Here is a 25,550-nt window from a genome sequence, read left to right as displayed (position 1 = left end):
GGGTCATCGATCTTGGGTGGGTCATTGACCGGGTTGATGCCGATGTCGATGGTGGCCGTTGCGGTGCCACCTTTGCCATCAGACACCGTCACGGTGAAGGTGTCGCTGCCGTTGTAGTCCTTGGCAGGTGTGTAGGTCCAGCTGCCGTCCGCATTGACCGTCACGGTGCCGTGCGCCGGGTCCGAGCCCTTGGCGTAGGTCAGCGCATCACCATCCGGATCAGTCGCCTTGACCTGCCCAGAGACAGGCTTGTCCTCGTCCGTCGTCAGGCTGTAGTGGCCGGTCTCGGGCTTGTAGTTGGGGTTGTCGCTCGGCTCGTCAACGAATGGCGCGCGGTTGCCCACCTCCGTTGCGTTGACCACATTGGCCACGGTGGCGAAGGGCGTGCCCGCATCGCGATCGGGCGTGCTGTAGGCAAACTCTTGCGGGGACACGGTCTCGATCACGCGGTCAACACGCAGCCCCAGCGACATCGAGCCACCGCCGCCGCCAGTCAGGCCCGCAGCGGTTGCCGCATCTTCATCACCACGGTCAACGGCGTTGATCGCCTCGTCCACGGCCTTGTTGTCGTCCACATGGCCCGGCTTGTCGTGGGCCTGCTTCTTCGTCCCAGCAGCCTTGCCATGGGCATCCGCGAGCGCCAGTTGCATGTCTCGCGGCATCCAGGCCTGGCCATCCGCATCGGTGATCTGCAGCTGTGCATTGGCCTCAGCCAGGATCACATCGCCGGGCTGGATGGCATCACCTTCCTGCAGCGGGCGGGCATCGGCCTGGCCTGCTGGAATGACGTTCGCACGCCCTTGAAGACTGGTGACAACCCCGCCGGGAACTTGCGCGGATTTGGACATGGCAAAACCTCTCGAAACGTAACAAACGCCTTTGCAGCGAGGATAGCGACGAGGCCTTCCTCAGGGGTGATCGGGTGGATCGCGGGGCGTGAACAATTCCGGCATTGCGCCGAATAAATCGACGCTTTAGCGCAGCCGCATTCAGGGTCAAGCCCAGATGGGGTCTGTTTGCCACCAAGTGAAACGGGCCAGAACTGTCCAACAATGTCTTGTCGGCAGGTCTGGCCCGCTGTGAAGGACATGCGTCACGAAAGGACGCCTGTATGCCGCTTTTAAGGCATCTTGGGGTCAGCGTTCGCGCAGGGCGTAAGCGTGTGCCTTGAGTACCGGCTTGAGCAGGTAAGACAGCACGGTCTTCTTGCCTGTCAGCACATCCACTTCAGCCGTCATGCCCGGGATGATGGGCATCTTGTCGTTGAAGTTGGGCTGCTTGGTGCGCACCCGCACCACGTAGAAAGTGTTGGTGCCTTTTTCGTCGGTCACGGTGTCGGGGCTGATGTTCTCGACCACGGCATCGAGCCCGCCATAGATGGAGAAGTCATAGGCTGTGAACTTCACGGTGGCCGCTTGCCCGGGGTGGATGAAGGCGATGTCGCGCGGCTGGACCTTGGCCTCCAGCACCAGTGCATCGTCCAGTGGCACGATCTCCAGGATGTCCTTGCCCGGGGTGACCACACCGCCCACCGTGTTGGCCAGCAGGCGCTGGACACGGCCCCGAACGGGTGATTTCACTTGCGACTTGTCGACCTTGTCGGCCAGGGCCACTGCGCCCTCATTGAGCGCATTCAAGCGGCCCAGCACCTCGGACAGGTCCTTGCGGATCTCGTTGCGGAAGGACAGGTCGGTTTCCTGGATCTTGCGTGTGGCTTCCGCAATGGCCGCCTTGGCACGTGATGCCTGGGCGCTGGCCTGCTCCTTGTCGCCACGCGCGCGGGTGACATCGCGCTCCAGTCGCAGCACATCCACTTCAGAGACGGCGCCCGTTGCCAGCAGGGGTTTGGTCTTGCTCAGCTCTTGTTGAGACAGCTCCAGGCTGCGCTTGGCCGAGTCGCGTTTGGCCTCGGCCTCGCTCAGCTCCTGCTGACGCTGCGCCAGTTGCTGCTCGCTGATGGACACCAGTGCCGACAGCTCGGAGCGCTTGGCATCGTAGAGCTGACGCTCTTCGTCCACGATGCGCTGCTCTTCCGCATTGCCATCTTGCGCCTCGGGCGGTTTGAAGCTGTGGCCTTCTGCCAGGGCCTTCAGGCGTGCCAGCTTGGCCTTCAAGGCGAACACCTGGGCCGCACTTTCACGCACACCCGATGTGGCTCGGGTCTCGTCGATCTTGAGCAGCATCTGGCCGGCCTCGACCACCTGGCCTTCCTTGACCAGGATCTCGGAGACCACGCCGCCGTCCAGCGACTGGATCACCTGCAACTGCCTGGAGGGGATCACCTTGGCTTCGCCCTTGGTGACCTCGTCGATCTTGGCCAGCGAGGCCCAGACCAGCAGCACGCCCACCAGCAGCAGGGCGCTGCGCACCAGGGTCTGGGCGCGGTAGGTCTGCTCGGTGCTCATCACGGCCTGGGCATCCAGCTCGAAGCCGCGCATGCCTGCGCTCGATGCGGTCTCGGGCGTCACGCGTGGGCCGGCTACTTTGTCGAGCACCCGGTCCGTGAGGGGCGCCAGCCGCCGCCGAATGGCTTCGAGCACCTTGACCAGTTTTTGTCCAGCGTTCAGCAAGGCGTTCATGTGCTTCTCCTTGCTCACGAGGCACGCGAGATGCGGCCTGCAGACAGCGCCTGCATGATGCGTTCGCGCGGGCCATCGGCCACGATCTTGCCCTGGTCGACCACGATCACGCGGTCCACAAACGAGAGCATCGAGGTACGGTGCGTGACCAGCACCACCGTCTTGCCCTCCGAGAAGGCCTGCATGCGCTGCGTCACCAGGGCCTCGGTCGAGAAGTCCATGGCGCTGGTGGGTTCGTCCAGCAAGAGGATGGGCGCGTTGTGCAGCACCGCACGCGCAATGCCCACGCTCTGGCGCTGGCCGCCCGAGAGCAGCTCGCCACGCTCGCCCACCTGCATGTCATAGCCTTGCGGGTGGCGTTGCACGAACTCGCTCAGGCCGGCGGTGTCGCTGGCCGCCACGATGGCGTCGTCCTGCGCGTGCGGCATCCCGAAGGTGATGTTGTCGCGCAGCGAGCCGTAGAACAGCGTCACGTCCTGCGAGACATGGGCCAGGTTGCGGCGCACATCGGCCGGGTCCAGCTGGCGCATGTCGATGCCATCGAGCAGCACGGCGCCTTGCGTGGGCTGGTACAGGCCCAGGATCAGCTTTTGCAGCGTGGTCTTGCCCGAACCCACCTTGCCGATCAGGGCCACCTTCTCGCCAGGGTTGACCTTGAAGCTGATGTCGTCGAGCGCCGAGTCCTGGCGGCCCGGGTAGGCGAAAGACACGTGGCGGAATTCGATCTCACCCTTGAGGTCCTTGCGGTGGATGAAGTTGGTGCCGGCAGGGCGCTCCACCGGTTGGTCCATGATCTTGTTGAGCGACTCCATGGCCGTGCGGGCGCCCTGGTACTGCATCAGCAGGCCCACGATCTGCCCAGCGGGGGCCAGCGCGCGGCCGGCCAGCATGGTCGAGGCGATCAGGCCGCCCATGGTCAACTGCTTGTCGGTGATCAGGTAGACGCCGATCAGGATGATGCTGACCGACACCAATTGCTGCAGCGTGGCCGTGGTGTACATGGCCGAGGACGACAGCCCGCGCATGCGCACATTCAGCGTCGACAGGAACTGGTTGGCCCGCTCCCAGCGTGCCTGGATCAGGTTCTCGGCACCTTGCGACTTGATCGTCTCGATGCCGGTCAGGCTCTCCACCAGCGTGGCGTTGCGCTGCGCCGAGGCCTGGTAGGTGCTTTGCGACAGCTCGTGCAGGCGGTGCTGCAGCACATAGCCCGACACCACGATGGCCGTGAACACGGTCAGCACCGGCAGGATCAACCAGGGCGAGATCCAGGCCATCACGATCACGAACAGCAGGGCAAAGGGCAGGTCGATCAGCGCCGTGACCGTGCTGGAGGCGATGAAGTCCCGCACCTGCTCGAAGCCGCGCAGATTGGCCGCAAACGAGCCCACCGACTGAGGTCGGTTCTCCAGGCGCATGCCCAGCACCCGCTCCATCAGGGAGGCCGAGATCTGCACGTCGATGCGCGCGCTGGCCTCGTCCACGAAATGGCTGCGCAACAGGCGCATGAACAGGTCGCCCGCGAACACCAGCGTCACGCCGATGGCCAGCACCCACATGGTCTCGGTGGCGTGGTTGGGCACGACGCGGTCGTACACATTCATCGAGAAGATGGGGAAGGCCAGGGCGAACAGGTTGATCAGCAAGGCCGCCCACAGCACGTCACGGTAAACGAAGCGTTGCGCCAGCACCGGGCCCCAGAACCAGTGGCCGGACTTGGTGGCGCGCATCTCGGGCGTGCGCTCGTCGAACTTGAAATGCGGCCTGGCAAACAGGACGATGCCGGTGTAGCGGGCCTGCAGTTCGTCCGTGCTCAGGGTGATGGCGCCCTGGCCGCTGTCGGGCAGCAGGATGCGCCATTTGGCCGTTGAGGCTGATGCGCCCGATGAACCCGGCTCGCGCCCCAGCAGCACACAGGCCTGTTCCCCCTTGAGGATCAGGATGGCGGGCAGTGTCAGCGCGTCAATGCGATCCAGCGACAGCCTTTGCACCTTGGTGGCCAGGCCGGCTCGGCCCGCGGCACGCTCGGCCAGACTCAGTGGCAGGGCGCCTTTGTCCAGAGGCAGCCCGGCGGACAGCGAGGCGCGTGAGGCGGGCAAGCCATGCAGGCGGCAGACCTCCACCAGGCAGTCCAGCAAAGGATCGGGCGTCAGGAGGTCTTCGCGAAGGCGAGGCTGCGCCGAAGCATCGGGTGCGGTGGTGTCCAGCGTGGCAGTCATGCGTGAAGTCGTGAGGTCCTATCCCGCACGAGACAGCAGTGTCAGCGCGGCTTGATCAGCGGATATCGGCACAATGCACCGCAAATTGACCCTCGGTGCGATCGGCGAAGAAGCGCTCGAGGGTCATGCGGACGGTGCGAAAAGCCAGGTCGTCCCAGGGGATTTCGTGCTGGTGGAACAGCTGCGCTTCCATGGTTTCGGGGCCCGGCGCGAAATCGGTGTCCAGCAGGCGGGCGCGGTAGAAGAGGTGAACCTGGCCGGCCGTGACCACATTGATGATGCAGTACAGGCCTTGCATTTCGATGCGGGCGCCGGCTTCTTCGTCGGTTTCGCGGGCGGCGCCTTCTTCGGTTGTTTCACCCAGCTCCATGAAGCCGGCGGGCAGCGTCCAGTAGCCCTTGCGGGGCTCGATATTGCGTTTGCACAGCAGCACCTGCTCGCCCCAGACGGGCAAGGTCCCCACCACGTTCAGCGGGTTGACGTAGTGGATGTGGCCACAGGATGGGCAGACGGCGCGCTCACGGTTGTCGTCCTCGGGCACCTTGTGCTCGACGGGTGTTCCGCATACCTGGCAGTGCTCGATTCGGCGTGAAAACAGCATGCCCGCAGTTTAGGGCATCAAGATGGCGAAACCGCGTCCTGTGGCCGGCAATTCACAGGCAATGGCCCGCATTCGCGGTCAATGCGGTGTGTTCTGCGCCGCCGTTCGTTTTCAGCGGCGCTTGGGGCCGGCGGGCAGGGTGGTGACCCAGGGCGCGAAGCTTTCCAGCACCTGCAGGGGGTGGCCCCGGTGCCAGAAAACGGAGCGGCGCGTCCAGATGGGCGCCGGATCTTTGGGCGTGGGCGCCAGATGGGCCCATTGCCGCGCCAGGCGCCGCCGCTGCGGTGACTGTGTCGATAGGGCCTGGGCGATCAGCGGGTCGCGCCGCACCTGGCTGTGCTCGAACAGCAATTCGGCCAGGGGGCGGGTACCCAGCCCCTTGATGGCGCGCCAGGGGCCTTTGACGGCACCCAGCGGGGTGCTGCTGCGTGCCCAGACGGCCGCGCGGCCATTGACGCGCAGCACAACCTCGCGGACATGCCCCTCGCGACAGCGCAGCGCCTCACGCTCCTGCGGCCACAGGGTGCGGCGCCCCTGGCTGAGCACCTGCACACTGACCTGCCCGTGCAGGCGCAGGCGCGCCGTCAGCGAGCCCGGTGCGCTCAGCCAGCGACGCAGGTTGGGCGGCACGGCACCGCGCCGGCCGCCGCGCGAGCGGGCGAGGGCAGAGGCAGATCGGGGTACGGCAGGCAGGCGAGGTAGCATCGGGGCGGGATCATAGCGGGCCAGGCGGGCAGTGACCTGGCCGGGCCGCATTTGCACATCATCGCGCATGACATCACACACCTTGCCGCCAGGCTGGCTGGACATCGACTTGGGCACAGCCTTGCAAGGCCGCGTTGGCGCGCTGATGAGCGCCCGGGCAGGCGGTATCAGCGTGGGGCCGTATGCGCAGTGCAATCTGGGCGACCACGTCCAGGACGACCCCCAAGCCGTGGCGCACAACCGCGGCGTGTTTGCGCAAGCCCTGCAGGCGCAACCCGTGTGGTTGACACAGGTGCACGGCAACCGCGTCGTCAGGCTGACACACGACGCTGACTTTTTCGGCCCACAAGGCCAGATCGCCCAGCCCGAGGCTGACGGCGCCCTGACCACCGAGCCCGGCCTGGCTTGCACGGTGATGGTGGCCGATTGCCTGCCCGTGCTGCTGGCGGCGCCCGAGGGGCGTGGCGTGGCCGCGCTGCATGCCGGCTGGCGGGGGCTGGCTGGTGCCGGGGGCATGAACGGGCAAGGCATCGTGCACACGGGCGTGCGGGCGCTGTGCGAAGCCGCATCCTGTGAGCCGGCCGATCTGCGGGCCTGGCTGGGCCCATGCATTGGCCCCGCTCATTTTGAAGTCGGCGCCGACGTCCTGGCAGGCTTTGGCCTGGATCCGCAGGCCGCGCAGGGGCACCCTCGTTTCACGCCGCGCGCCCCTGTCAACCCTGCCGCGCTGCCTGCACCCAAATGGCTGGCTGATCTGCCGGGGCTCGCGCGCGACACGCTGAAGCAACTGAAAGTGAGCCAGGTCAGCGGCGGCAGCTGGTGCACCGTGTCCGACGCCTCAAGGTTCTTTTCTTTCAGGCGGACGCGCGTCACCGGCAGGCAGGCTGCCAGCATCTGGCTGCGTTGAGCCACCCGTGTCGCCAGCGCCCGGCTGTTGCTGCGCTTGCTCGGCCATGTACCGCGCATGGGCCTGCGCCTCGGCCGCGCGCAGGGCTTTACGACGAGCTGGCGTGCCTATCAGGTAGAGCACCAGGGCCAGCGGCGCCAGGCCGTAAAAGACAAAGGTGATCACGGCGCCCAGCACTGTGCCTTGCGGGTTCGTGGCCTCGGCCAGCGACATCATCAAGGTCACATACAACCAGGCAATGGCAACAATCCACATCCAACGTCATCCGGTTAGTGAAAGCCCCGCAGACACAGCAGGCCGTTGAACTCAACATGGTTGATGAGGATCATTCCCGGCCTGGGGCAGGCGTCTATTCTGGAACAGGTCTTGCTCAAAGCCCCTCGAACAAGACGGGTTGATGACCGTTGGGCCGATGTTGAAAAGAAACTAAAAGTCATTGGCCCGATATGTCAATGGAAAAAAACCGAGGTCAGAATACGGCAACATGACGGAGGCATCATTTTTTCGGATGCCCCCTCGATTCCAAGTAGGAGACATATGGCTGTTCCTCAACGGTCACGCTCGCAGCGCCATGCGGCTGCGCAAGACGTGACGCAGCGTGATGCTGCCGTGCAAGCCAAGCCGGCGGTCAAAACCAAGCGCCCAGCAGCCAAGAAGGCCGCTGCCCCGACCAGGAAGACAGCGACGCGCAAAGCCGCATCGCCAGCCAGCGCGGCTCACAGTGCGACGCAAAGCGGGGCTCAAGCCCATGCCGCGAGCCAGCCGTCAGGCAAGCCGCAGGCCGATGCGGCCAACGGTTCCGCCAAGGCCGCCAACGGCTCTCCCTTCACGACGCCGTTCGGTGCACCATTTGCCGGGCAGTTCGCCGAGCATTTCAAGGCGCCGTTCGACCAGGCTGCCGCCGCCATGGCCGCGCTCAAGATCCCGGGCATGGAGCAGCTTGATCTCAAGCGCATGCCCGACATGGCCGCTGATGCCATGAAGCAGTGGATGAGCGGCGCAGCCGTGGGCGGCGCGGCACCTGTCATGCCTGAGGGCCTGACGGTGCTCAAGCCCATGCAGCAGGCTGCGGAGGCGATGGGCCAGAGCCTGGGTGCCAGCCTGTCGACCATGGCCGGGCTGACAGTCCCCGCCGAAGCGCTCAAGGACATCCAGCATGAATACATGCAGCAGGCCACGGCCTTGTGGAACCTGGCGCTGGAAAAACCGGATCAGATCAAGGCCTCCGACCGCCGTTTCGATGCACCGGAGTGGGGCAGCAGCCCTGCCAACGCCTTCATGGCATCGATGTACCTGCTCAACGCCCGCACGCTGCAGCGCCTGGCAGACCAACTGCAAGGCGACACCAAAGCGCGCCAGCGTGTGCGTTTTGCCGTGCAGCAATGGGCCGATGCCGCCGCACCCAGCAACTTCCTGGCGTTCAACCCGGAAGCCTTGAAGAAGGCGGTCGAGACCAAGGGCGAGAGCCTGCAGCAAGGCCTGCAGCACCTGCTCAACGACCTGCGTCAAGGCCACATGTCCCAGACGGACGAGCGCGTGTTCGAGGTGGGCAAGAATGTGGCCACCACGGCCGGCACCGTCGTGTTCGAGAACGCGTTCTTCCAGCTCATCGAGTACGCGCCATTGACGCCCAAGGTCCACGAGGTGCCTTTCCTCTTCGTGCCCCCTTGCATCAACAAGTACTACATCCTGGACCTGCAGCCGGACAACTCCGTGGTGCGCTACCTGTTGTCGCAGGGCCACCGCGTGTTCATGATCAGCTGGGTCAACCCCGACGACAGCCTGGCCAAGGCCACCTGGGACGACTACGTCGAACAGGGTGTGATGAAGGCCATCGACGTCACCCGGGAGATCTCGGGCGCAGAGAAGGCCAATATGCTGGGCTTCTGCGTGGGCGGCACGATGCTGGCCTGCGCACTGGCCACGCTGGCCGCGCAGGGCAAGAAGCCCGCAGCCAGCCTGACCTTGCTCACGTCCTTCCTGGATTTCTCCGACACCGGCATCATGGACGTCTTCGTGGACGAGGCCATGGTGCGCATGCGCGAGATGACCATGGGGCCGCAAAGCCCGCAAGGCGGCGGGATGATGAAGGGCACCGACCTGGCCGCGACCTTCTCCTTCCTGCGTCCCAACGACCTGGTCTGGAACTACGTGGTGGGCAACTACCTCAAGGGTGAAATGCCGCCGGCATTTGACCTGCTCTACTGGAACAGCGACAGTACCAATCTGCCTGGGCCGTTCTACACCTGGTACCTGCGCAACACCTATCTGGAAAACAAGTTGCGCCAGCCGGGTGCGGTGGAAGTCTGTGGCGTGCCGCTGGACCTGCGCCGTCTGGACATGCCCACTTTCATCTACGGTTCTCGCGAAGACCATATCGTGCCCTGGGGCGGCGCGTATGCGTCTACCCAGATCGTGCAAGGCCCCAAGACCTTCGTGCTGGGCGCGTCCGGTCACATCGCTGGTGTGATCAACCCGCCCGAGAAAAAGAAGCGCAGCCACTGGACCTCAGGTTCGCTGGCACGCGGCTTGCCAGCAACGGCCAAGGAGTGGATGGACACCGCACAGGAAAACCCCGGCAGTTGGTGGCCTGTGTGGGCCGAGTGGTTGGGCAAACAGGCTGGCGACATGGTGCCGGCGCCCAAGCAGGCGGGCAGCAAGCGCCATCCACCCATCGAGGCCGCGCCAGGCCGTTACGTCCTGCGCAAAGCTTGATTTTGGCGCCCGCCGTCTTGTGCGGGTTTGGATCCTGAGCTCTCAAGGAGATAAGCATGTCTGACATCGTCATCGTCGCAGCAGCCAGAACCGCCGTCGGCAAGTTCGGCGGTAGCTTGGCCAAGACCCCGGCATCGGAACTCGGCGCCGTGGTCATTCAGGATCTGCTCAAACGCACAGGCCTGGCGGGCGACCAGATCAGCGAAGTCATCCTGGGGCAGGTGCTGCAGGCGGGCTGCGGCCAGAACCCGGCGCGCCAGGCCGTGATCAAGTCGGGCCTGCCCAACGTCATCCCGGCCATGACCATCAACAAGGTCTGCGGCTCCGGCCTCAAGGCCGTGATGCTGGCCGCGCAGGCCATCCGCGACGGCGACGCCGAGATCGTGATTGCCGGTGGCCAGGAAAACATGAGCATGTCGCCGCACGTGGTGCCCAATTCGCGCGAAGGCATGCGCATGGGCAACTGGCAGATGATCGACACCATGATCAACGATGGCCTGTGGGACGTCTACAACCAGTACCACATGGGCATCACCGCCGAGAACGTGGCCAAGCAATACGGCATCTCGCGCGAGGCTCAGGATGCGCTGGCCCTGGCTTCGCAGCAAAAGGCCTCGGCCGCGTCCGACTCCGGCCGCTTCAAGGACGAGATCGTGCCGGTGCTGATCCCCCAGAAGAAGGGCGACCCGCTGGTGTTCGACACCGACGAGTTCATCAACCGCAAGAGCAACGCGGAAGCGCTGGCTGGCCTGCGCCCCGCTTTTGACAAGGCCGGCTCGGTCACGGCTGGCAATGCCTCCGGTATCAATGATGGCGCTGCCGCCGTCATGGTCATGAGCGCCAAGAAGGCCGACCAACTGGGGCTGAAGGTGTTGGGGCGCATCGCGTCTTACGCCAGCGCTGGCCTGGATCCGGCCTACATGGGCATGGGCCCGGTGCCTGCTTCTCGCCGTGCGCTGGAGCGTGCAGGCTGGAAGCCTGCCGATCTGGACCTGCTGGAAATCAACGAGGCCTTTGCGGCCCAGGCCTGCGCCGTCCACAAGGAAATGGGCTGGGACACCAGCAAGGTCAATGTGAACGGTGGGGCCATCGCCATTGGCCACCCCATTGGTGCTTCAGGTTGCCGCGTGCTGGTGACCCTGCTGCACGAAATGCAAAAGCGTGAAGCCCGCAAGGGCATCGCATCCCTGTGTATCGGTGGCGGTATGGGCGTGGCCCTGACCATCGAGCGCTGATCCCCGACTGACTGAGTCTTTATTCATCCCAAAGAGGAGAACTTCATGAGCCAAAAAGTAGCGTACGTGACCGGTGGCATGGGTGGTATTGGTACCTCCATTTGCCAACGCCTGCACAAGGACGGGTACAAGGTGATCGCCGGTTGCGGTCCCAGCCGTGATCACGTCAAGTGGCTCGATGAGCAAAAGGCGCTGGGCTACACCTTCTACGCGTCGGTGGGCAACGTGGCCGATTGGGACTCGACCGTTGAAGCCTTCAAGAAGACCAAGGCCGAGCATGGCCCGATCGACATCCTGGTGAACAACGCCGGCATCACGCGTGACGGCATGTTCCGCAAGATGACCAAGGCCGATTGGGACGCGGTGATGGACACCAACCTCAACAGCCTGTTCAACGTGACCAAGCAGGTCATCGACGACATGGTTGAGCGTGGCTGGGGCCGCATCGTCAACATCAGCTCGGTGAACGGTGAGAAGGGCCAGTTCGGCCAGACCAACTACTCGGCTGCCAAGGCTGGCATGCACGGTTTCACCATGGCCCTGGCCCAGGAAGTGGCCAACAAGGGCGTGACCGTGAACACCGTGTCGCCAGGCTACATCGGCACAGACATGGTGCGCTCGATCCGCCAGGACGTGCTGGACAAGATCGTGGCCACCATCCCTGTCAAGCGCCTGGGCACGCCCGAGGAAATCGCCTCGATGGTGTCGTGGGTGTCCAGTGATGAAGCCGGTTTCGCCACGGGCGCCGACTTCTCGGTCAACGGTGGCCTGCACATGGGCTGATGCACCTGCTCGGCCCTGGTTTGGCCAGGGTTGAGTTTGGGCGTGCGATCCATGAAAAAACCCCGCTGAGCAGCAATGCCAGCGGGGTTTTTTTGTGGCTCAGGCCGCGGCTTCTTGCTCCAGCACCAGGCGATCCAGGGCGGCGCAGACTTCCGCGAAGCGGCCGGCAATCACGGTACGGCGCGCATCGGCCGGGTCCGTGCAGATGCGCACGCGCCGTTCAGCCAATGCAGACGGTGCCGATGCCCGCAGCGGGATGACCATGGCCGAGGTGCCGTTGCCGGGTTGGCGCGAAGGCGTGCCCCATGGCGTGATGGGCCTGGCCTTGACGGGGCGGGCGGCCGGCGCGCTGGCCGGACGGGTGCCGTCCGATGGCGGATTGGTGCCTGCCGAGCCAGGGGTGGCGTTGCGGATGAAGAATGCACGGGCCAGGTGATGAATCATGATGAACTCCGGTTGACAGCAGATGAAGTTCGGCAGGATTCGACAAAGGTCCACCAGACGGGATCGCACCACCGGCCAGGTGATGCCAATGCCCGCCACCCGTCTGGTGGGGTGAAAGCTAGTTGAGCAACTGGTTGCGGATCAGGCCAACGGCCAGACCTTCCAGCTCGAAGTCTTCCTGATCGGGCGAGACGACGATGGGTTGGAAGTCCGGGTTCTCAGGCAAAAGCTGGATGCCTTGCGCCGTGCGCTGGAAACGCTTGACGGTGACCTCGTCACCTAGTCTGGCCACGACGATCTGGCCATTGCGGGCGTCGCGCGTGCGGGCCACGGCCAGCAGATCACCGTCGAGGATGCCGGCGTCTTTCATGCTCATGCCTTTGACGCGTAGCAGGTAATCAGGACGACGGGCAAACAGGCCGGGCTCGACCGAGTAGGTTTGCTCGACGTGCTCTTGTGCCAGGATGGGGTTGCCCGCGGCCACGCGGCCAACCAGCGGCAACACCAGTTGCTCCAGGCCGGGCAGGGGGAGGTTGAAAGGCAAAACATGGCTGGCAGCGCCGGACGACTCGCCGCCACGCTTGCGGGTTTCGTTGACGGTGCGCAGGGTGCCTGCCTTGAGGCGGATGCCGCGCGACGTGCCGCCAACCAGTTCGATCACGCCTTTGCGTGCCAGCGCCTGCAGATGCTCTTCGGCAGCGTTGGCCGAGCGGAAGCCCAGCTCACTGGCGATTTCAGCCCGGGTGGGGGGCGCCCCCGTGCGGGCGATCGCGCGCTGGATCAACTCGAAGATTTCTTGCTGGCGCGGCGTGAGTTTGGGTTTATCGTTCGACATCGCAGTGGCTGACGCTGTTTGAATCGTTGGCTGTCATTTTATACAGGACTGTTGGTTTGTCCAGTACTTTTGTGCAAGCACTTGGGGTGGCATGCAGGACCTTGTGAAAAGCGTTGTGATTCTGGGAACGGGCGGGACCATCGCCGGCACCGGCCATGACCCGGATCGGAGCTGGCAATACCGCGCAGCACAGTTGTCGGTGTCGCAACTGGTCGACGCGGTGCCCGAACTGAAGGGGGTGCCGCTGGAAGCGCTGCAGGTGGCGCAGATCGACAGCAAGGACATGAGTTGGGCTGTCTGGCGGGCGCTTGGTCAGGCGCTCCAGACCCAACTGGCCCGCGAGGATGTGGCCGGCGTGGTGATCACGCACGGTACCGATACGCTGGAAGAAACCGCCTACCTGCTGCATTGCCTGGTGGATGGCCGCAAACCGGTGGTGCTGACCGCCGCGATGCGCCCTGCCACGGCACCGGATGCCGACGGACCCGCCAATCTGCGGGACGCCGTTCGTGTGGTCCAGGAGGCCGCGCGCCGTGGGCTGGGTGGTGTGGTGGCGGTGCTGCATGGCCGCATCTGGGCGGGCTCGCAAGTGCGCAAGGCGCACTCCAGTGCTCTGGATGCCTTTGATGGGGGTGGCCGCCCGCCGCTGGCGCTGCTGGATGAGACGGGCGCATGGCGCGAGGCCATCACACCCTGGCCGCTCAGTGGCAAGGCCGGTTGGCAAGCCTTGCGCGCAGAGCCCCCTCGTGTGGAGATCATTCACAGCCATGCCGATGCCGACGGCTGGATGGTGCAAGCGGTGCTGGCGCACGCCAGGCAGCATGGCCCCTTGAAGGGTCTTGTGCTGGCCGGTACCGGCCACGGCACTTTGCATCAAGGGCTGGAGGCCGCCGTGACACAGGCTGTCGCGCAGGGGGTGACCGTCTGGCGCAGTTCGCGCGTGGCCCGCGGGGGCGTCAGCAGTCGTGAGGGGGATGTGTTGGCGGCATGCGGTGAGTTGACACCGTCTCAGGCCCGGGTGGCCCTCATGCTCTATTTATTGGGTGTATGAGCGAGCACAAGGGCGGCAAATAAGTTGGGAATGCAAGCACGAGCCTTGGCTGTGGTGACCAGCAAGCCAGGTCTAGCTTCCTCCCGCCGGGTTCAGGTGTGCCCTGCGCCCGGTTCGAGGTGAATTGTGCTGGCCTAATGTGAAAGCGCTGTGACAGCTCAGGGCTTGATCCGGATCACCACCGCTTCGGTGCCGGTCTTGAACGCTTGCTCGACGCCGGGTGTGGCCTCGCCCATGGCCGGCGTCCAGACGCGGACGCGGTGCTCGCCAGGCGGGAGGTCGATACTGACGCTGCCATTGGCATCGCTCACGCCGAAGTAGGGCGTGTCCACCACGTGGATATAGCCCAGCATCCGGTCATGGATGTTGCAGCCCAGTGTGGCTGTGCCGGGTTTGTCGAAGACCACCGGTGCAGCCGGGGTGCCGGCGTACAGCTTGATCTCGAAGGTCTTGGTGGGCGAGAACGAATAAACGTGGTGTCGCACCGTGTCGAAATTCGGGAAGTTCACCAAGCTGCCTGTCTGGATGACGCGCAACTTGGGCACGAAGGCCTTGTCCTTCTGGGCCATGTCGGCCACCGTGCCGGGCGCTGCCTGGGCGCGCGTCCCTTTGACAAACACCGATACCGCGGCGCCCACCACGGCTTGGCCGCTGTCAGTCTGGAGCTGGATCTGTTGTGGGACTGCCCACGCACCCAGGGATGCCAGGGTGGCAAGCGGGCCAAGGCATGCCTGCTTGAAGCTCAGACCAACCGGTTGACGGCAGACGTGCATGGCGAACTCCCGGTTCAATACTTGACGATGTCCCGGCGGGTGGGGGCCAGCCTGCGCAGCAGTTCATTCTTGGCACCCTCAGAGGCGCCGGCGCGGTCCAGCTCTTCGCGCATGACCGCCACCATGATGTCGAACTCGGCGCCCGAGATATTGGATTTGGCATGCGAGTTGGCCATGGTCTCACCTTCGTACACGCAAGGGCCATCCGCCACCTTGCAGACATAGGCGGCCACGCTCTTTTTGAGATAAGGCATCTTGATGCCGTCGAACGAGCGCTTGGTGCGTGGGTCGGTGGACACCCGCTCCAGCGTGCGATCGGTCACGGCTTCGATCTTGGCGACGCCGCCGAGTTGCTGGTACAGCGGTGCCTGGGCGCCCGTGGTGCTGCAGGCCATCAAGGCGGCCAGGGCCCAGCTCAAGGTGATGCCACCTGCGGCCATCTGGATGTGTCGACGTTGCTCGGCGCTCAGGTCGCGCCAGCTTGCAAACGGACTCTTCAGGGGCATGACAGATCCAGTACTGATTGAGGTATTGCTGAAAAATCCCGCATACAGGGAGCTTGCGCTCATATCTTGACGCATCCGGACGATATCCATCTCCGTATTTGGCCGAGTAGTCGCGGTTAAAAAAACACCTCTGAAAGCCCTTCATGAAGTCCAATTCCCCCCTTTCCCCGATGTCGCGCGTGCAAGCCAGGCGCCTGTCAGACAAAGGGCTGTGGTGGCGGCTGGGCTGGCTGGGGCTGGCTGCAGCCGCTGCTTTCATGGCGCCCAAGGCCCATGCCGGCGACAGGCTGCTGGGCACCTGGGGTGTCAGCGAGGTGGACGGCGCAGGTGGCGGCGGTTTGACGCCCTGGGCCACCATCACCGGCACGGGCAGCAGCAACCAGGTGGGCGGCTCGGCATTCGCCACCCACTTGAAGACCCAGGGCGGCTATGACCTGAAGATTGGCGGCGCGGCCGTGGGCATCAAGGACAGCGTCGAGTTGTCCATGGCCCGTTGGTCCTTCAAGCTGGGTGACGTGGTGCCGGGCAAGTCCGTCGAGATGGACGTGCTGGGCGCCAAGTTCAAGGTGACCGGGGACGCGGTGTACGACCAGGACAAGGCCATGCCGCAGATTGCTGTGGGCGCGCAGTTCAAGCAGGTGGACGATGGCGCCCTGGTCAAGTCCCTGGGCGCGACCAGCACCAGCGACATCGACGTGTACGCCACGGCCACCAAGTTGTGGCTGGGCGGCCTGGCTGGGCGCAATGTGCTGGCATCGGGCACGGCCCGCCTGACGCGGGCCAACCAGTTCGGGCTGCTCGGCTTCGGTGGCCCAGGTCACGACAAGCACAAGCTGCAACTGGAAGGCAGTCTCGGGGTGATGCTGCGTGATGACCTGGTGCTGGGCGCTGAGTACCGCATGAAGCCCAACAACCTGGAGGCCGGTGGCGCCGCCTTGCGCGAGGACGACGCCTGGGACCTGTTCCTGGCCTGGTTTCCCTGCCGTGGCGGCAGCCTGACCCTGGCCTGGGTCAACCTGGGCAACATCGTGAGCAAGGATAACCAGCAGGGCCTCTACCTGTCGGCTCAGGCCTCGTTCTGATGCCACTGGCCAAGGGGGCTTGTTCAGCGGCCGCCGGTCACATCCAGGATGGCGCCCGCTGTGTAGCTGGCCTGGTCTGACAGCAGCCAGACAATGGCCTCGGCCACCTCATCAGGTCGCGCCGCGCGCCCCATGGGCAGGCTGGGCCCCAGGCGGGTTGCACGGTCCGGCTCACCGCCGGTGGCGTGGATGCCCGTGTCGGTGATGCCCGGGCGCACAGCCACTACCCGCACCCCCTCGGGTGCGAGCTCTTTGGACAGCCCATTGGTCAGCACATCGATGGCGCCCTTGCTGGTGGCGTAGTCCACGTACAGGTTCGGTGAGCCGGTGCGCACGGCACTGCTCGACACATTCACGATGACGCCGCCCTGGCCGCCCAGACGGGTCGACATGCGTTTGACCGCTTCGCGCGCGCACAACATGGGCCCCAGCACATTGACGTTCAACATGCGTTGCATGCGGGCCGCGGACATGTCTGCCAAAGAGGCGGTTTTGTCCACGATACCGGCGTTGTTGACCAGGCCCGTCAAGGGCGGCAGAGATTTGTCTGCAATGGCAAACAGATTCAGTACCTGGGCCTCATCGGCGACGTCGGCTTGGGCGATGATGGCAAGTGGTGCGCCCAGTTGCAAGCATTCATCTGCCACGGCTTGGGCCGCGTCGGCCTGGTGGGCGTAATGGATCAGCAGGGCGTGGCCCTGGCGCGCCAGCAGCCGTGCAGTGGCCGCGCCGATGCCCTGGCTGGCGCCTGTGATGAGGGTGACCGGTTTCATGTCATGACTTTACATTCCTTTAACCGCGCGGAAGTCCGTCCTACACACACCGCAAGGACACTGGTGAAATGAACACGATGAACAAGAAGAAGTGGTTGTCCGGCTGGCGGCTGGCAAGCGGTGTGGTGATCCTGGCCGCGGCTGGCTGGGGCATCAAGCATTACTTTTTCACGCCACCTGCTGCCCCGCCGGTGATCACGGCCAAGGTCGGCTATGATGACATCGAGGACACGGTGCTGGCCAGCGGCACCATCCAGGCGCAAAAGGAAGTGAGCGTGGGGGCGCAGGTCTCCGGTCAGATCAAGCGCCTGTACGTGGACCTGGGTGACAAGGTCAAGAAGGGGCAGCTTGTGGCCGAGATCGACTCGACCACGCAGACCAACACCCTGCGCAATGCCGAGGCCCAGGTGGCCTTGCTGACGGCCCAGCGCCGCGCCAAGGTGGCCTTGCAGAAGCAGGCCGAGTTGACCTTCAAGCGCAAGCAGGAGCTGGTCAGGCTGGATGCGGGCTCCAAGGCTGATCTGGAAGATGCGGAAGCCGCTCTGGCCACCACCACGGCCGATATCGGCGCGCTGGACGCGCAGATCAAGCAGGCCAATATCTCGGTGGACACGGCCAAGGTCAACCTGGGCTACACACGCATCCTCGCGCCGATTGATGGCGTGGTGATCGCCGTGATCGCCGAAGAAGGGCGCACCGTGAACGCGATCCAGTCGGCGCCATCCATCATCAAACTGGCCAAGCTGGACCAGGTGCAGATCAAGGCGCAGATCTCCGAAGCCGATGTGGTGCGCGTCAAGCCCGGCATGCCAGCCTACTTCACGATCCTGGGCGAGCCGCTGCATCGTTATGAGGCCAAGTTGCATGGCGTGGAGCCGGTGCCGGAGTCGGACCAGACCGATGCCAAGGTGACGGCGTCCACCTCGACCACGACGGCCATCTACTACAACGGCCTGTTCGATGTGCCCAATGTGGACGGCAAGCTGCGTGTGCTGATGACGGCGCAGGTGTTCATCGTGCTGAGCAAGGCGGACCATGCCCTGGTGATCCCGGCTTCGGCCCTGGGCAAGCGTGATCGCAAGACCAAGACCTATGCGGTGAGCGTGCTGGAGGGGCCGGAAGGTGCCCAGAAGGTGAGCACCCGCCAGGTGAAGATCGGCCTGAACAACCGTGTGCAGGCGCAGGTGCTGGAGGGCCTCAAGGAGGGCGATCTGGTGGTGGTGGGCGAAGCCACTGGCGGCGGCTCGACCACGGGCATGCGTCGTGCACCGGGCATGTTCTGATCACCATGACGGATCCCAACAAGTCATCCGCAACGCCCGCGCCCACCGGGCCGGCGCTGCTGGAAGTGGAGAACCTGTGGCGCGAGTACCCCTCGGGCGATGGCTCGGTGGCGGTGCTCAAGGGCATCAGCCTGCGCATCAAGGCGGGCGAGATGGTGGCCATCATCGGGGCATCGGGCTCGGGCAAGTCCACCTTGATGAACATCCTGGGTTGCCTGGACCGGCCCACGCGCGGCAGCTACAAGGTGGCGGGCCAGCCCACGGCCGAGCTGGCGCCCGATGAGTTGGCGCGGCTGCGGCGTGAACACTTCGGCTTCATCTTCCAGCGCTATCACCTCATGGGTGACCTGACGGCGGCGGGCAATGTCGAGATCCCGGCCATTTACGCGGGCCATGGCCCGGCCGAGCGGCATGCGCGTGCGGCGGCCTTGCTGGGGCGCCTGGGCCTGGCCGAACGTGTGCGCAATCGCCCGGGGCAGTTGTCGGGTGGGCAGCAGCAGCGGGTCAGCATCGCGCGTGCGCTGATGAACGGCGGTGACGTCATCCTGGCCGACGAACCCACAGGCGCTCTGGACAGCGTCAGTGGTGAAGAGGTCATGCGCATCCTGCAGGAGCTGCATGCCGACGGGCACACCGTCATCATCGTGACCCACGACCCCAAGGTGGCGCAGCACGCGCAGCGCATCATCGAGGTGGCCGACGGTGAAATCGTGTCGGACAAGCAGCAGGACGGCGACCGCCCCGTGCAGTCGGCCAAGCGCGAGGAAGGGGCCCCGCCTCCGCACCCCTGGCGTGCGAACTGGGATCGCTTCACCGAGGCCTTCACCATGGCCTTGCGTGCGATGGCCGGGCACCGCTTGCGGACCTTGCTGACCATGCTGGGCATCATCATCGGCATTGCCTCGGTGGTGTCGATGGTGGCCCTGGGCGAGGGCTCCAGGCAACGTGTGCTCAAGGACATTTCGGCCATGGGCACGAACACGATCGACATCTTCCCGGGCAAGAACTTCGGGGACAGGCAGGCAGGCCGCATCCGCACCCTGGTGCCGGCCGATGCCGATGCCTTGTCGCAGCTGAACTACGTGGACAGCGTGACACCCACTGTCAGCACCAGTGTGACTTTGCGGCGCGGCAACATCGAGTCCACGGCCAACATCACGGGGGTGGGGGAGGACTTCTTTCGCGTCAAGGGCTACACCATGGCGCAAGGCCAGGCCTTCGATGCAGACAGCGTGCGCCGCCAGACTCAAGAGGCGGTGATCGACCCGAATACGCAGAAGGCGCTGTTCCCCAATGGCGAGAACCCCGTGGGGCAGGTGATCTTCCTGGGTTCGGTGCCGGTACGCATCGTGGGGGTGACCTCGCCCCAGGAAAGCGGCTTCATGATCTCGGACAACCTCAACGTCTGGGTGCCCTACACCACGGCGATGCGGCGCCTGCTGGGTGTGCGCTGGTTGCGCAACATCACGGTGCGCATCAGCGACGAGGTGCCGTCCGCTGCGGCCGAGCAGGGCATCACCAAGCTGATCACGCAGCGGCATGGCTCGCAGGACTTCTTCGTGCGCAACAGCGACAGCATCCGCCAGACCATCGAGAGCACCACACAGACCATGACGCTGTTGATCTCGTCGATCGCGGTGATCTCGCTGATCGTGGGGGGCATCGGGGTGATGAACATCATGCTGGTGTCGGTGACCGAGCGTACGCAAGAGATCGGTGTGCGCATGGCGGTGGGCGCCAGGCAGAGCGACATCCTGCGCCAGTTCCTGATCGAGGCGGTGCTGGTCTGCCTGCTGGGTGGCATCTTGGGGATCGCGCTGGCGCTGGGCATTGGCCTGGTCTTTGACAAGGTCGGTGGTGGCAGCTTCAGCATGGTCTATTCGATGACCTCGATCGTGGCGGCCTTCGGGGTGTCGTCCCTGATTGGTGTGGTGTTCGGCTTCCTGCCCGCGCGCAACGCGGCCCGGCTGGACCCGGTGGACGCCTTGTCGCGTCAGTGAGTGAGCGGGCGATGAACACCTTGAGAAAGCACAGTGTGAGCAAATTGAACAAATCGCGTGGGTGGCCACATGGATGGCGGCATGGCTGGCAGAGGGGGGCTGTTACCCTGGCCGTCGCCATGCTGAGTGCCTGCGCCTCGACCAGTGATTACCAGCGGCCGCAGGTGAAGGTGCCCGATGGGTGGCAGCAGGGTACGGTCACCCCACAGTCCACCCTGACGCCTTGGTGGCAGGGCCTGAATGACCCGACGCTGACGCAGCTGATTCAGGATGCGCTGGCCCGCAACAACAACCTGGCACAGGCGGCCATCAAGGTGCGCCGCGCGCAACTGGTGGCAGGGCAGGCGGCCAGCGACCAGTTGCCCTCGGTCAAGGTGAGCGGCAGCAGCACGGCCTCACGCCAGCTTGACGGCGGCCCGACCACGCGCTTGAGTGCTGTCACCGCGGCGGCGAGCTGGGAGGTCGACCTGTGGGGGCGCCTGGCTGCCTTGCGCAATGCGGCCGACTGGGAGGCCGAAGCCACCGAGCAGGATCGGCAAGCTGCAGCCATGTCGCTGGTGGGGACGGTGGCCAATCTGTACTGGCAGGTGGCCTACCTGAACCAGCGCGTGGAGGCCAGCCAGCAGAGCATCGACTATGCGCGCCAGACGCTCCAGCTGGTCGATGCACAGTACAAGGCCGGCGCGACGTCTGGCCTGGAGGTGGCGCAGGCCACGCAGGCCCTGGCTGCGCAGGAGGCCAGCCACACCCAATGGCTGCTGCAGCGCGTGCAGGCCCGCAATGCCTTGGCCATCTTGTTTGACGGCCCGCCCGAGGTGGCCTTGAAGGAGTCGCTGCGCTTGCCTGACGGGGCATTGCCTCAGGTACAGGCTGGCGCGCCCGCTTCACTGCTGACACGCCGGCCGGATCTGCGGGCGGCCGAGTTGCGCCTGCGCAAGTCGCTGGCCACGGTGGACGCCACACGCAGCAGCTTCTATCCCACTTTGAGCCTGACGGGCAGTGTGGGCGGCAGCAGCGAGGCCTTGTCCCGTGTGTTGAGTGACCCGGTTGGCACGCTGGGTGCCGGGCTGGTGTTGCCATTCGTCCAGTGGCGGGACATGCAGCGTAGCGTGGCCATCTCGCAGGCCGATTACGAGGTGGCGGTGCTGGGCTATCGTCAGAGCTGGTACCAGGCCCTGGCCGATGTCGAGAACGCCTTGTCGGCCCGTGTGCAGTATGAGGACCAGGGCAGCAGCCTGGCCATGGCCGTCAAGGCCGCGCAGGATGGCGAGCGCTTGAGCGAGGCCCGCTACCGTGCCGGCTCGGTGCCACTGAAAACCTGGCTGGATGCGCAGGAAACCCGTCGTCAGGCCGAGAACAACCTGGCCGCCAACCGGCTCAACCGCCTGGGGGCGCTGGTGACGCTGTATCAGTCTGCCGGTGGTGCGATCGAGGCAACGAAGCCTTGAGGCATCGCTTCAAAGCTCGATGGGCCGGTTCGTGCGGGCTTCGATGACCCGCACGGCATCGGCTCCGGGCTGCATCTGCATGTTCAGCTGAGCGGCAAAACGCGTGGGCTTGTGCAGCTCTGCCAGTTCAAAGCCCGCGTTGCGCAACTGGGTCTCGGCCTGAACCTCGTTGTCGAAGTGCAGGAAGACGCGGCCTTTCACAAAGGTCGACAGCAAGGCCTTGAAGGCCTGAACACCGGCGCCCTTGTTGGCGTTGTGCAGGTGGATGTCTGACAGGTACAGCCCTTCAGGGAAGCGCGCGAGCACGAGGCCAAAGCGGGACCACATGGCCGCCACGGTGGGGGTGTCGAAGTAATTGACCAGGCCCTCGGTGATGATGGCGGTGCCTTTGGTCTTGTCCAGGGTATCGGCCAGTGCCGACAGGGACTGCGGCCCCGCGTCGGCCAGGGCATCCAGGGCCTGCACCTCATGGCCCGCGCTCAAGAGGCCGGCGCTTTGCAGCAAGTCGCGTTTGCGCGCGGCCATGTCAGGCAGGTCGGCTTCGATATAGCGCAGCTTGCCGCCGTGCTGTTGCTTGAAGCGCCAGCCGCGTGGCGACAGGCCCGCCGCCACTTCGATGACCTGGCTGACGCGGCCCTGTGCGATGGCCTGGTTGAGCAGGTGGTCGATCAGGCGGTGGCGGGCCAGCAGGAAGGCCTGCAAGGTCGGGGCGCCGGTCAGCGTGGCCAGGCCATGCAGGGGGCGCAAGGCCGAGTACATCGCCCTGCCTTGTGGTGTGACCAGCGCCGGGTGCGACAGGCCGTGCGCAAACCAGGTGTAGCCCGTGTAGTGGGCGGTGGGGCTGATGCTGGCAGAGTCTCGGGCCATGGTGCTGCGCTGGGTGGGGTTCAGGGTTATGCGGCCCGCTGGTCGGTGTCGACCGCGCTGCGCTCAGGCAGGGTGTAGGGCCAGATGAAGCCGTTGCGCTTGCAACCTTCAATGGTCAGCAGGCGCATCAGGCGGCGCGACAGGCGCTTGATGTGGAACATCGGCCGGGCAGTGGGGCCCACCAGCACGATGTCTTCGCCGCGTTGCACCGCCTGCACGATGCGGGTGCCCACGATGGCAGGGTGCGCGCCTTCGCTGCGGTAGTAGCCCTCCAGCTTGTCCAGTTGTTCGCTGGGGATCACGGGGGATACGGCCTTGCGGTTGCGGATGATGGGCGTGTTGATGACACCCGGGCATACCGCGGTCACGCCGATGCCTGTGCCGTCCAGCTCGATGGACAAGTTGTCATTGAGCCCCATCACCGCGTGCTTGGTGGCGGAGTAGGCGCTCAGGTTCGGGCTGGGGGTGATGCCGGCCGCCGAGGCCACGTTCACCACATGGCGTGCGCCGCCGGCCTTTTTCATGGCAGGCAGGAAGTAGTAGCAGCCGTGCACCACGCCCATCAGGTTGACGTCCAGCAGGCGGCGCCAGGCTTGCATCGGGGTGTGGAGGAAGGGGCCCATATAGCCCGTGCCCGCATTGTTGACCAGCACGTGCGGCGCGCCGACTTTGTCCTGCACCTCCTGGGCCAGTGCACGCATGGCTGCTTCGTTGGCCACGTCGACAATGGCCAGGTGGTGGCGCACACCCAGCCCGATCAGCGCTTTGCTCAAGTCATCCAGGCCGGCCTGGTTGAGGTCCGTGGCGTAGATGTTGGCGCCCCGACGGGCAAAGGCCAGGGCGGTTTCGTAGCCGATGCCGGACGCGGCACCGGTGACAACAACCCATTTGTCGCGCAGATTGGGAATGGCCATGTCGCATCATCCTGTCGTGGCGGTGGATCAGGAGTGTGACCGGAAATGTTGTCAGATCAGACTGCGCGCTTTCCCTGAGCACCTGAGGGTAAAGGGCGGCCGTTGTATGCTCGCCGCCATGATCACCGTCCACCACCTTGAAACATCCCGTTCGCAGCGCGTGCTGTGGTTGCTTGAAGAACTGGGCGTGCCCTATGAGCTCAAAATCTACAAGCGCAACCCGGTCACGCGCCTGGCGCCACCCGAGCTGAAGAAGATCCACCCGCTGGGCAAGTCCCCCGTGATCACCGATGGTGATTTGGTGGTGGCCGAGTCCGCGGCGATCCTGGAGTACCTGGTCGAGCGTTATGGTGCGCAGGCGCAGGGCGAGGCGGCCCACTTGACCACACAGCCCGGCACGCCCGAGCACCTGCAGCTGCGCTTCTGGATGCACTTTGCCGAAGGCTCGTTGATGAACTGGCTGGTGATGAAGCTGGTGTTCATGACCATCCCGACGCAGCCCATGCCCTTCTTTGTGCGCCCGATTGCGCGCGAGATCTGCAAGAAGGTGCAAAGGCAACTGATCGACCCGAACCTGCAGACCTCCACGGCCTTCATTGAAGACCATCTGGGCAAGCACCCGTGGTTCGCCGGCGATCGCATCACGCTGGCTGATTTCCAGATGAGCTTTGCCGTGTCGGCCTTGATGTCGCGCGCGGACGATGCCAAGCGTTGCCCGAATCTGCAGGCTTACCTCAAGCGCATGGAAGCGCGCCCGGCCTACCAGCGTGCGCTGGCCAAGGGCGGGCCGGTGGTGATGGGCTGATCAGCCTGCCTGGCGGCCCGAACTGGCCAGTTGCAGCACTTGCAGGTAGCTGGGTGGCTCGGGCACATCGGTGCGTTCACGCAGCCAGGCATGCATCTGCGGCAGGCGGTGGTAGGGCACGGAAGCCATCAGGTGGTGCTCCATGTGGAAGTTCACGTTGACCGGTGCCACGGTCATGCGGGCCAGCCAGCCTGCACGGGTGGTGCGCGTGTTGCGGAACATGTCGGGTGAACGGTCCAGGCAGCCATGCTCGGCAATCGAGCGGATGCGGATGAACAGCGGCAGGCAGATCAGGAAGGCCAGCACCCAGGCCCAGTACAGCCAGGCATGGCCCGTGGCCGCCAGGATGCCCCACAGCACGCCGTTGGTGATCAGCATGGGCCCCATGTTGCGCAGGGTGGTGGTGATGCGCTCGGGCAAGGTCCGGCCTTGCTGCGGCAGGCGCTCCACCTGGTTGGCCACGGTCCACTTGAACACGCCCATGTCCATCATGATCAGGCCGAAGACCAGCTTGACGCCGGTCAGGCCCGTGATGTCGCGCAGCATCTTGCGCATCAGCGATTGGCGCGTGACGGGGTAGTCCTCGTGCAGCGAGATGTCCGGGTCCTGGTGGGTGCCGGTCTTGGTGTGGTGGCCCAGGTGGTGCACTTTGTACTTGGGCAGGTTCTGCCAGATGGGGCGGGCGCACAGCCAGTCGGTCAGCACGTCATTGGCCCAGCGGCTTTTGAACAGCGTACCGTGTGAGCCCTCATGCTGGAGGATGGCCAGTGCCAGCTGGCGTCCACCCAGCACGGCCATCACGAAAACAAAGGTCAAGGCATTGGGCCAGTGCGCCAGGGCGGCAAAGGCCAGGGCGATCACGCCCCAGGTCGAGCCCACGGCCCAGGCGCCCCACAGGTCGGAGCGGGCGGTCAGCACGTTCATCTGCTCACGCGTGAACAGGTCTTTCAGCCGGCGCTTGGTGACGGCGGGCAGGTCGGTGGGGGTGGCCGTGAACTCGGGCTGGCTGGCGGGCGAACTGGGCA

At 65.0% G+C, this 25,550-nt stretch carries 24 protein-coding genes; 10 read left to right on the top strand and 14 right to left on the bottom strand.

The genetic code is table 11. The features are described from left to right. The 5 genes from HY019_RS17505 to HY019_RS17485 form a co-directional block, all read right to left on the bottom strand. The coding region (locus HY019_RS17505; protein ID WP_290694671.1) for a retention module-containing protein at window positions 1-848 on the bottom strand (848 nt) is incomplete at its 3' end. A gap of 288 nt (window positions 849-1,136) precedes the next feature. Then, window positions 1,137-2,579 (bottom strand): HlyD family type I secretion periplasmic adaptor subunit, encoded by a 1,443-nt coding sequence (locus HY019_RS17500; protein WP_290694670.1) that lies wholly within the window; start codon window positions 2,577-2,579, stop codon window positions 1,137-1,139. A gap of 14 nt (window positions 2,580-2,593) precedes the next feature. Then, the gene (locus tag HY019_RS17495) at window positions 2,594-4,798 is read right to left on the bottom strand and encodes a type I secretion system permease/ATPase (protein ID WP_290694669.1); all 2,205 of its coding nucleotides are present in this window, start codon (window positions 4,796-4,798) and stop codon (window positions 2,594-2,596) included. Between the two features lie 55 nt (window positions 4,799-4,853). Next, window positions 4,854-5,399, bottom strand: a complete 546-nt coding sequence (locus HY019_RS17490) for an NUDIX hydrolase (RefSeq protein ID WP_290694668.1) — start codon at window positions 5,397-5,399, stop codon at window positions 4,854-4,856. 111 nt (window positions 5,400-5,510) lie between these two features. Beyond that, complete coding sequence (locus HY019_RS17485; RefSeq protein ID WP_290694667.1) at window positions 5,511-6,173, bottom strand: chorismate lyase; 663 nt, start codon at window positions 6,171-6,173, stop codon at window positions 5,511-5,513. Between HY019_RS17485 and pgeF the strand changes: the two genes are divergently transcribed. Then, a complete protein-coding gene (pgeF, locus tag HY019_RS17480; protein ID WP_290694666.1) occupies window positions 6,172-7,011 on the top strand; it encodes a peptidoglycan editing factor PgeF in 840 nt (279 codons plus the stop codon). The two genes, HY019_RS17485 and pgeF, sit on opposite strands and share 2 nt — an antisense overlap. Here pgeF and HY019_RS17475 read toward each other — a convergent pair. Then, window positions 6,943-7,266: a hypothetical protein gene (locus tag HY019_RS17475; RefSeq protein WP_290694665.1), complete on the bottom strand. Its 324-nt coding sequence runs from the start codon at window positions 7,264-7,266 to the stop codon at window positions 6,943-6,945. The two genes, pgeF and HY019_RS17475, sit on opposite strands and share 69 nt — an antisense overlap. Window positions 7,267-8,121: 855 nt before the next feature. Between HY019_RS17475 and phaC the strand changes: the two genes are divergently transcribed. Genes phaC through HY019_RS17460 form a run of 3 tightly spaced genes read left to right on the top strand, consistent with a single transcriptional unit; the run spans window position 8,122 to window position 11,744 of the window. Next, window positions 8,122-9,726, top strand: a complete 1,605-nt coding sequence (gene phaC, locus HY019_RS17470; RefSeq protein WP_290694679.1) for a class I poly(R)-hydroxyalkanoic acid synthase — start codon at window positions 8,122-8,124, stop codon at window positions 9,724-9,726. A 56-nt stretch (window positions 9,727-9,782) separates the two neighbouring features. After that, window positions 9,783-10,961 carry an acetyl-CoA C-acetyltransferase gene (locus HY019_RS17465; protein ID WP_290694663.1) on the top strand — a complete coding sequence of 393 codons (1,179 nt, stop codon included), beginning with the start codon at window positions 9,783-9,785 and terminating at the stop codon, window positions 10,959-10,961. 45 nt (window positions 10,962-11,006) lie between these two features. Further along, window positions 11,007-11,744, top strand: coding sequence for a 3-ketoacyl-ACP reductase (locus tag HY019_RS17460; protein ID WP_290694661.1), 738 nt, complete (start codon window positions 11,007-11,009; stop codon window positions 11,742-11,744). Window positions 11,745-11,843: 99 nt separating this feature from the next. On the opposite strand, the gene HY019_RS17455 is transcribed toward HY019_RS17460, so the two are convergent. Together HY019_RS17455 and lexA are read right to left on the bottom strand one after the other, a co-directional pair. Then, window positions 11,844-12,188: a hypothetical protein gene (locus HY019_RS17455; RefSeq protein ID WP_290694659.1), complete on the bottom strand. Its 345-nt coding sequence runs from the start codon at window positions 12,186-12,188 to the stop codon at window positions 11,844-11,846. Between the two features lie 118 nt (window positions 12,189-12,306). Further along, complete coding sequence (gene lexA, locus HY019_RS17450) at window positions 12,307-13,023, bottom strand: transcriptional repressor LexA (protein ID WP_290694657.1); 717 nt, start codon at window positions 13,021-13,023, stop codon at window positions 12,307-12,309. 103 nt (window positions 13,024-13,126) lie between these two features. Between lexA and HY019_RS17445 the strand changes: the two genes are divergently transcribed. Further along, window positions 13,127-14,074 (top strand): asparaginase, encoded by a 948-nt coding sequence (locus HY019_RS17445; RefSeq protein WP_290694655.1) that lies wholly within the window; start codon window positions 13,127-13,129, stop codon window positions 14,072-14,074. A gap of 158 nt (window positions 14,075-14,232) precedes the next feature. Here the strand turns inward: HY019_RS17445 and HY019_RS17440 are convergent, their stop codons facing one another. Then, entirely contained in the window at window positions 14,233-14,847 is a 615-nt protein-coding gene (locus HY019_RS17440; protein ID WP_290694653.1) for a methylamine utilization protein, read from the bottom strand. A gap of 14 nt (window positions 14,848-14,861) precedes the next feature. Then, window positions 14,862-15,353 carry a group 1 truncated hemoglobin gene (locus HY019_RS17435; RefSeq protein WP_290694651.1) on the bottom strand — a complete coding sequence of 164 codons (492 nt, stop codon included), beginning with the start codon at window positions 15,351-15,353 and terminating at the stop codon, window positions 14,862-14,864. Between the two features lie 143 nt (window positions 15,354-15,496). On the opposite strand from HY019_RS17435, the gene HY019_RS17430 reads away from it, so the two are divergent. Continuing rightward, window positions 15,497-16,435, top strand: a complete 939-nt coding sequence (locus tag HY019_RS17430) for a DUF3034 family protein (RefSeq protein ID WP_290694649.1) — start codon at window positions 15,497-15,499, stop codon at window positions 16,433-16,435. A 23-nt stretch (window positions 16,436-16,458) separates the two neighbouring features. Here HY019_RS17430 and HY019_RS17425 read toward each other — a convergent pair whose 3' ends face one another. Next, on the bottom strand, window positions 16,459-17,208 hold the full coding sequence (locus HY019_RS17425) for an SDR family oxidoreductase (protein WP_290694647.1): 750 nt from the start codon (window positions 17,206-17,208) through the stop codon (window positions 16,459-16,461). A 68-nt stretch (window positions 17,209-17,276) separates the two neighbouring features. Here HY019_RS17425 and HY019_RS17420 point away from each other — a divergent pair, with 68 nt between their 5' ends. From HY019_RS17420 to HY019_RS17410, 3 genes are all read left to right on the top strand, one after another. Continuing rightward, window positions 17,277-18,491, top strand: coding sequence for an efflux RND transporter periplasmic adaptor subunit (locus tag HY019_RS17420; protein ID WP_290694645.1), 1,215 nt, complete (start codon window positions 17,277-17,279; stop codon window positions 18,489-18,491). Between the two features lie 5 nt (window positions 18,492-18,496). Then, window positions 18,497-20,491: a MacB family efflux pump subunit gene (locus HY019_RS17415; protein ID WP_290694643.1), complete on the top strand. Its 1,995-nt coding sequence runs from the start codon at window positions 18,497-18,499 to the stop codon at window positions 20,489-20,491. A gap of 119 nt (window positions 20,492-20,610) precedes the next feature. Then, window positions 20,611-21,939: an efflux transporter outer membrane subunit gene (locus HY019_RS17410; RefSeq protein ID WP_290694642.1), complete on the top strand. Its 1,329-nt coding sequence runs from the start codon at window positions 20,611-20,613 to the stop codon at window positions 21,937-21,939. Between the two features lie 9 nt (window positions 21,940-21,948). On the opposite strand, the gene HY019_RS17405 is transcribed toward HY019_RS17410, so the two are convergent. Further along, entirely contained in the window at window positions 21,949-22,806 is an 858-nt protein-coding gene (locus tag HY019_RS17405) for a class I SAM-dependent methyltransferase (RefSeq protein WP_290694640.1), read from the bottom strand. A 26-nt stretch (window positions 22,807-22,832) separates the two neighbouring features. After that, the gene (locus tag HY019_RS17400) at window positions 22,833-23,720 is read right to left on the bottom strand and encodes an SDR family NAD(P)-dependent oxidoreductase (protein ID WP_290694638.1); all 888 of its coding nucleotides are present in this window, start codon (window positions 23,718-23,720) and stop codon (window positions 22,833-22,835) included. A gap of 118 nt (window positions 23,721-23,838) precedes the next feature. Between HY019_RS17400 and HY019_RS17395 the strand changes: the two genes are divergently transcribed. Continuing rightward, the gene (locus HY019_RS17395; protein WP_290694678.1) at window positions 23,839-24,525 is read left to right on the top strand and encodes a glutathione S-transferase; all 687 of its coding nucleotides are present in this window, start codon (window positions 23,839-23,841) and stop codon (window positions 24,523-24,525) included. Here HY019_RS17395 and HY019_RS17390 read toward each other — a convergent pair whose 3' ends face one another. Beyond that, a complete protein-coding gene (locus HY019_RS17390; protein ID WP_363302786.1) occupies window positions 24,526-25,449 on the bottom strand; it encodes a fatty acid desaturase family protein in 924 nt (307 codons plus the stop codon). Between the last annotated feature and the right edge of the window lie 101 nt (window positions 25,450-25,550).

The sequence above is a fragment of the Aquabacterium sp. genome (genome assembly GCF_016195855.1).
Classification (GTDB): domain Bacteria; phylum Pseudomonadota; class Gammaproteobacteria; order Burkholderiales; family Burkholderiaceae_C; genus Aquabacterium.
This window is presented reverse-complemented; position numbering and strand designations above follow the sequence as displayed.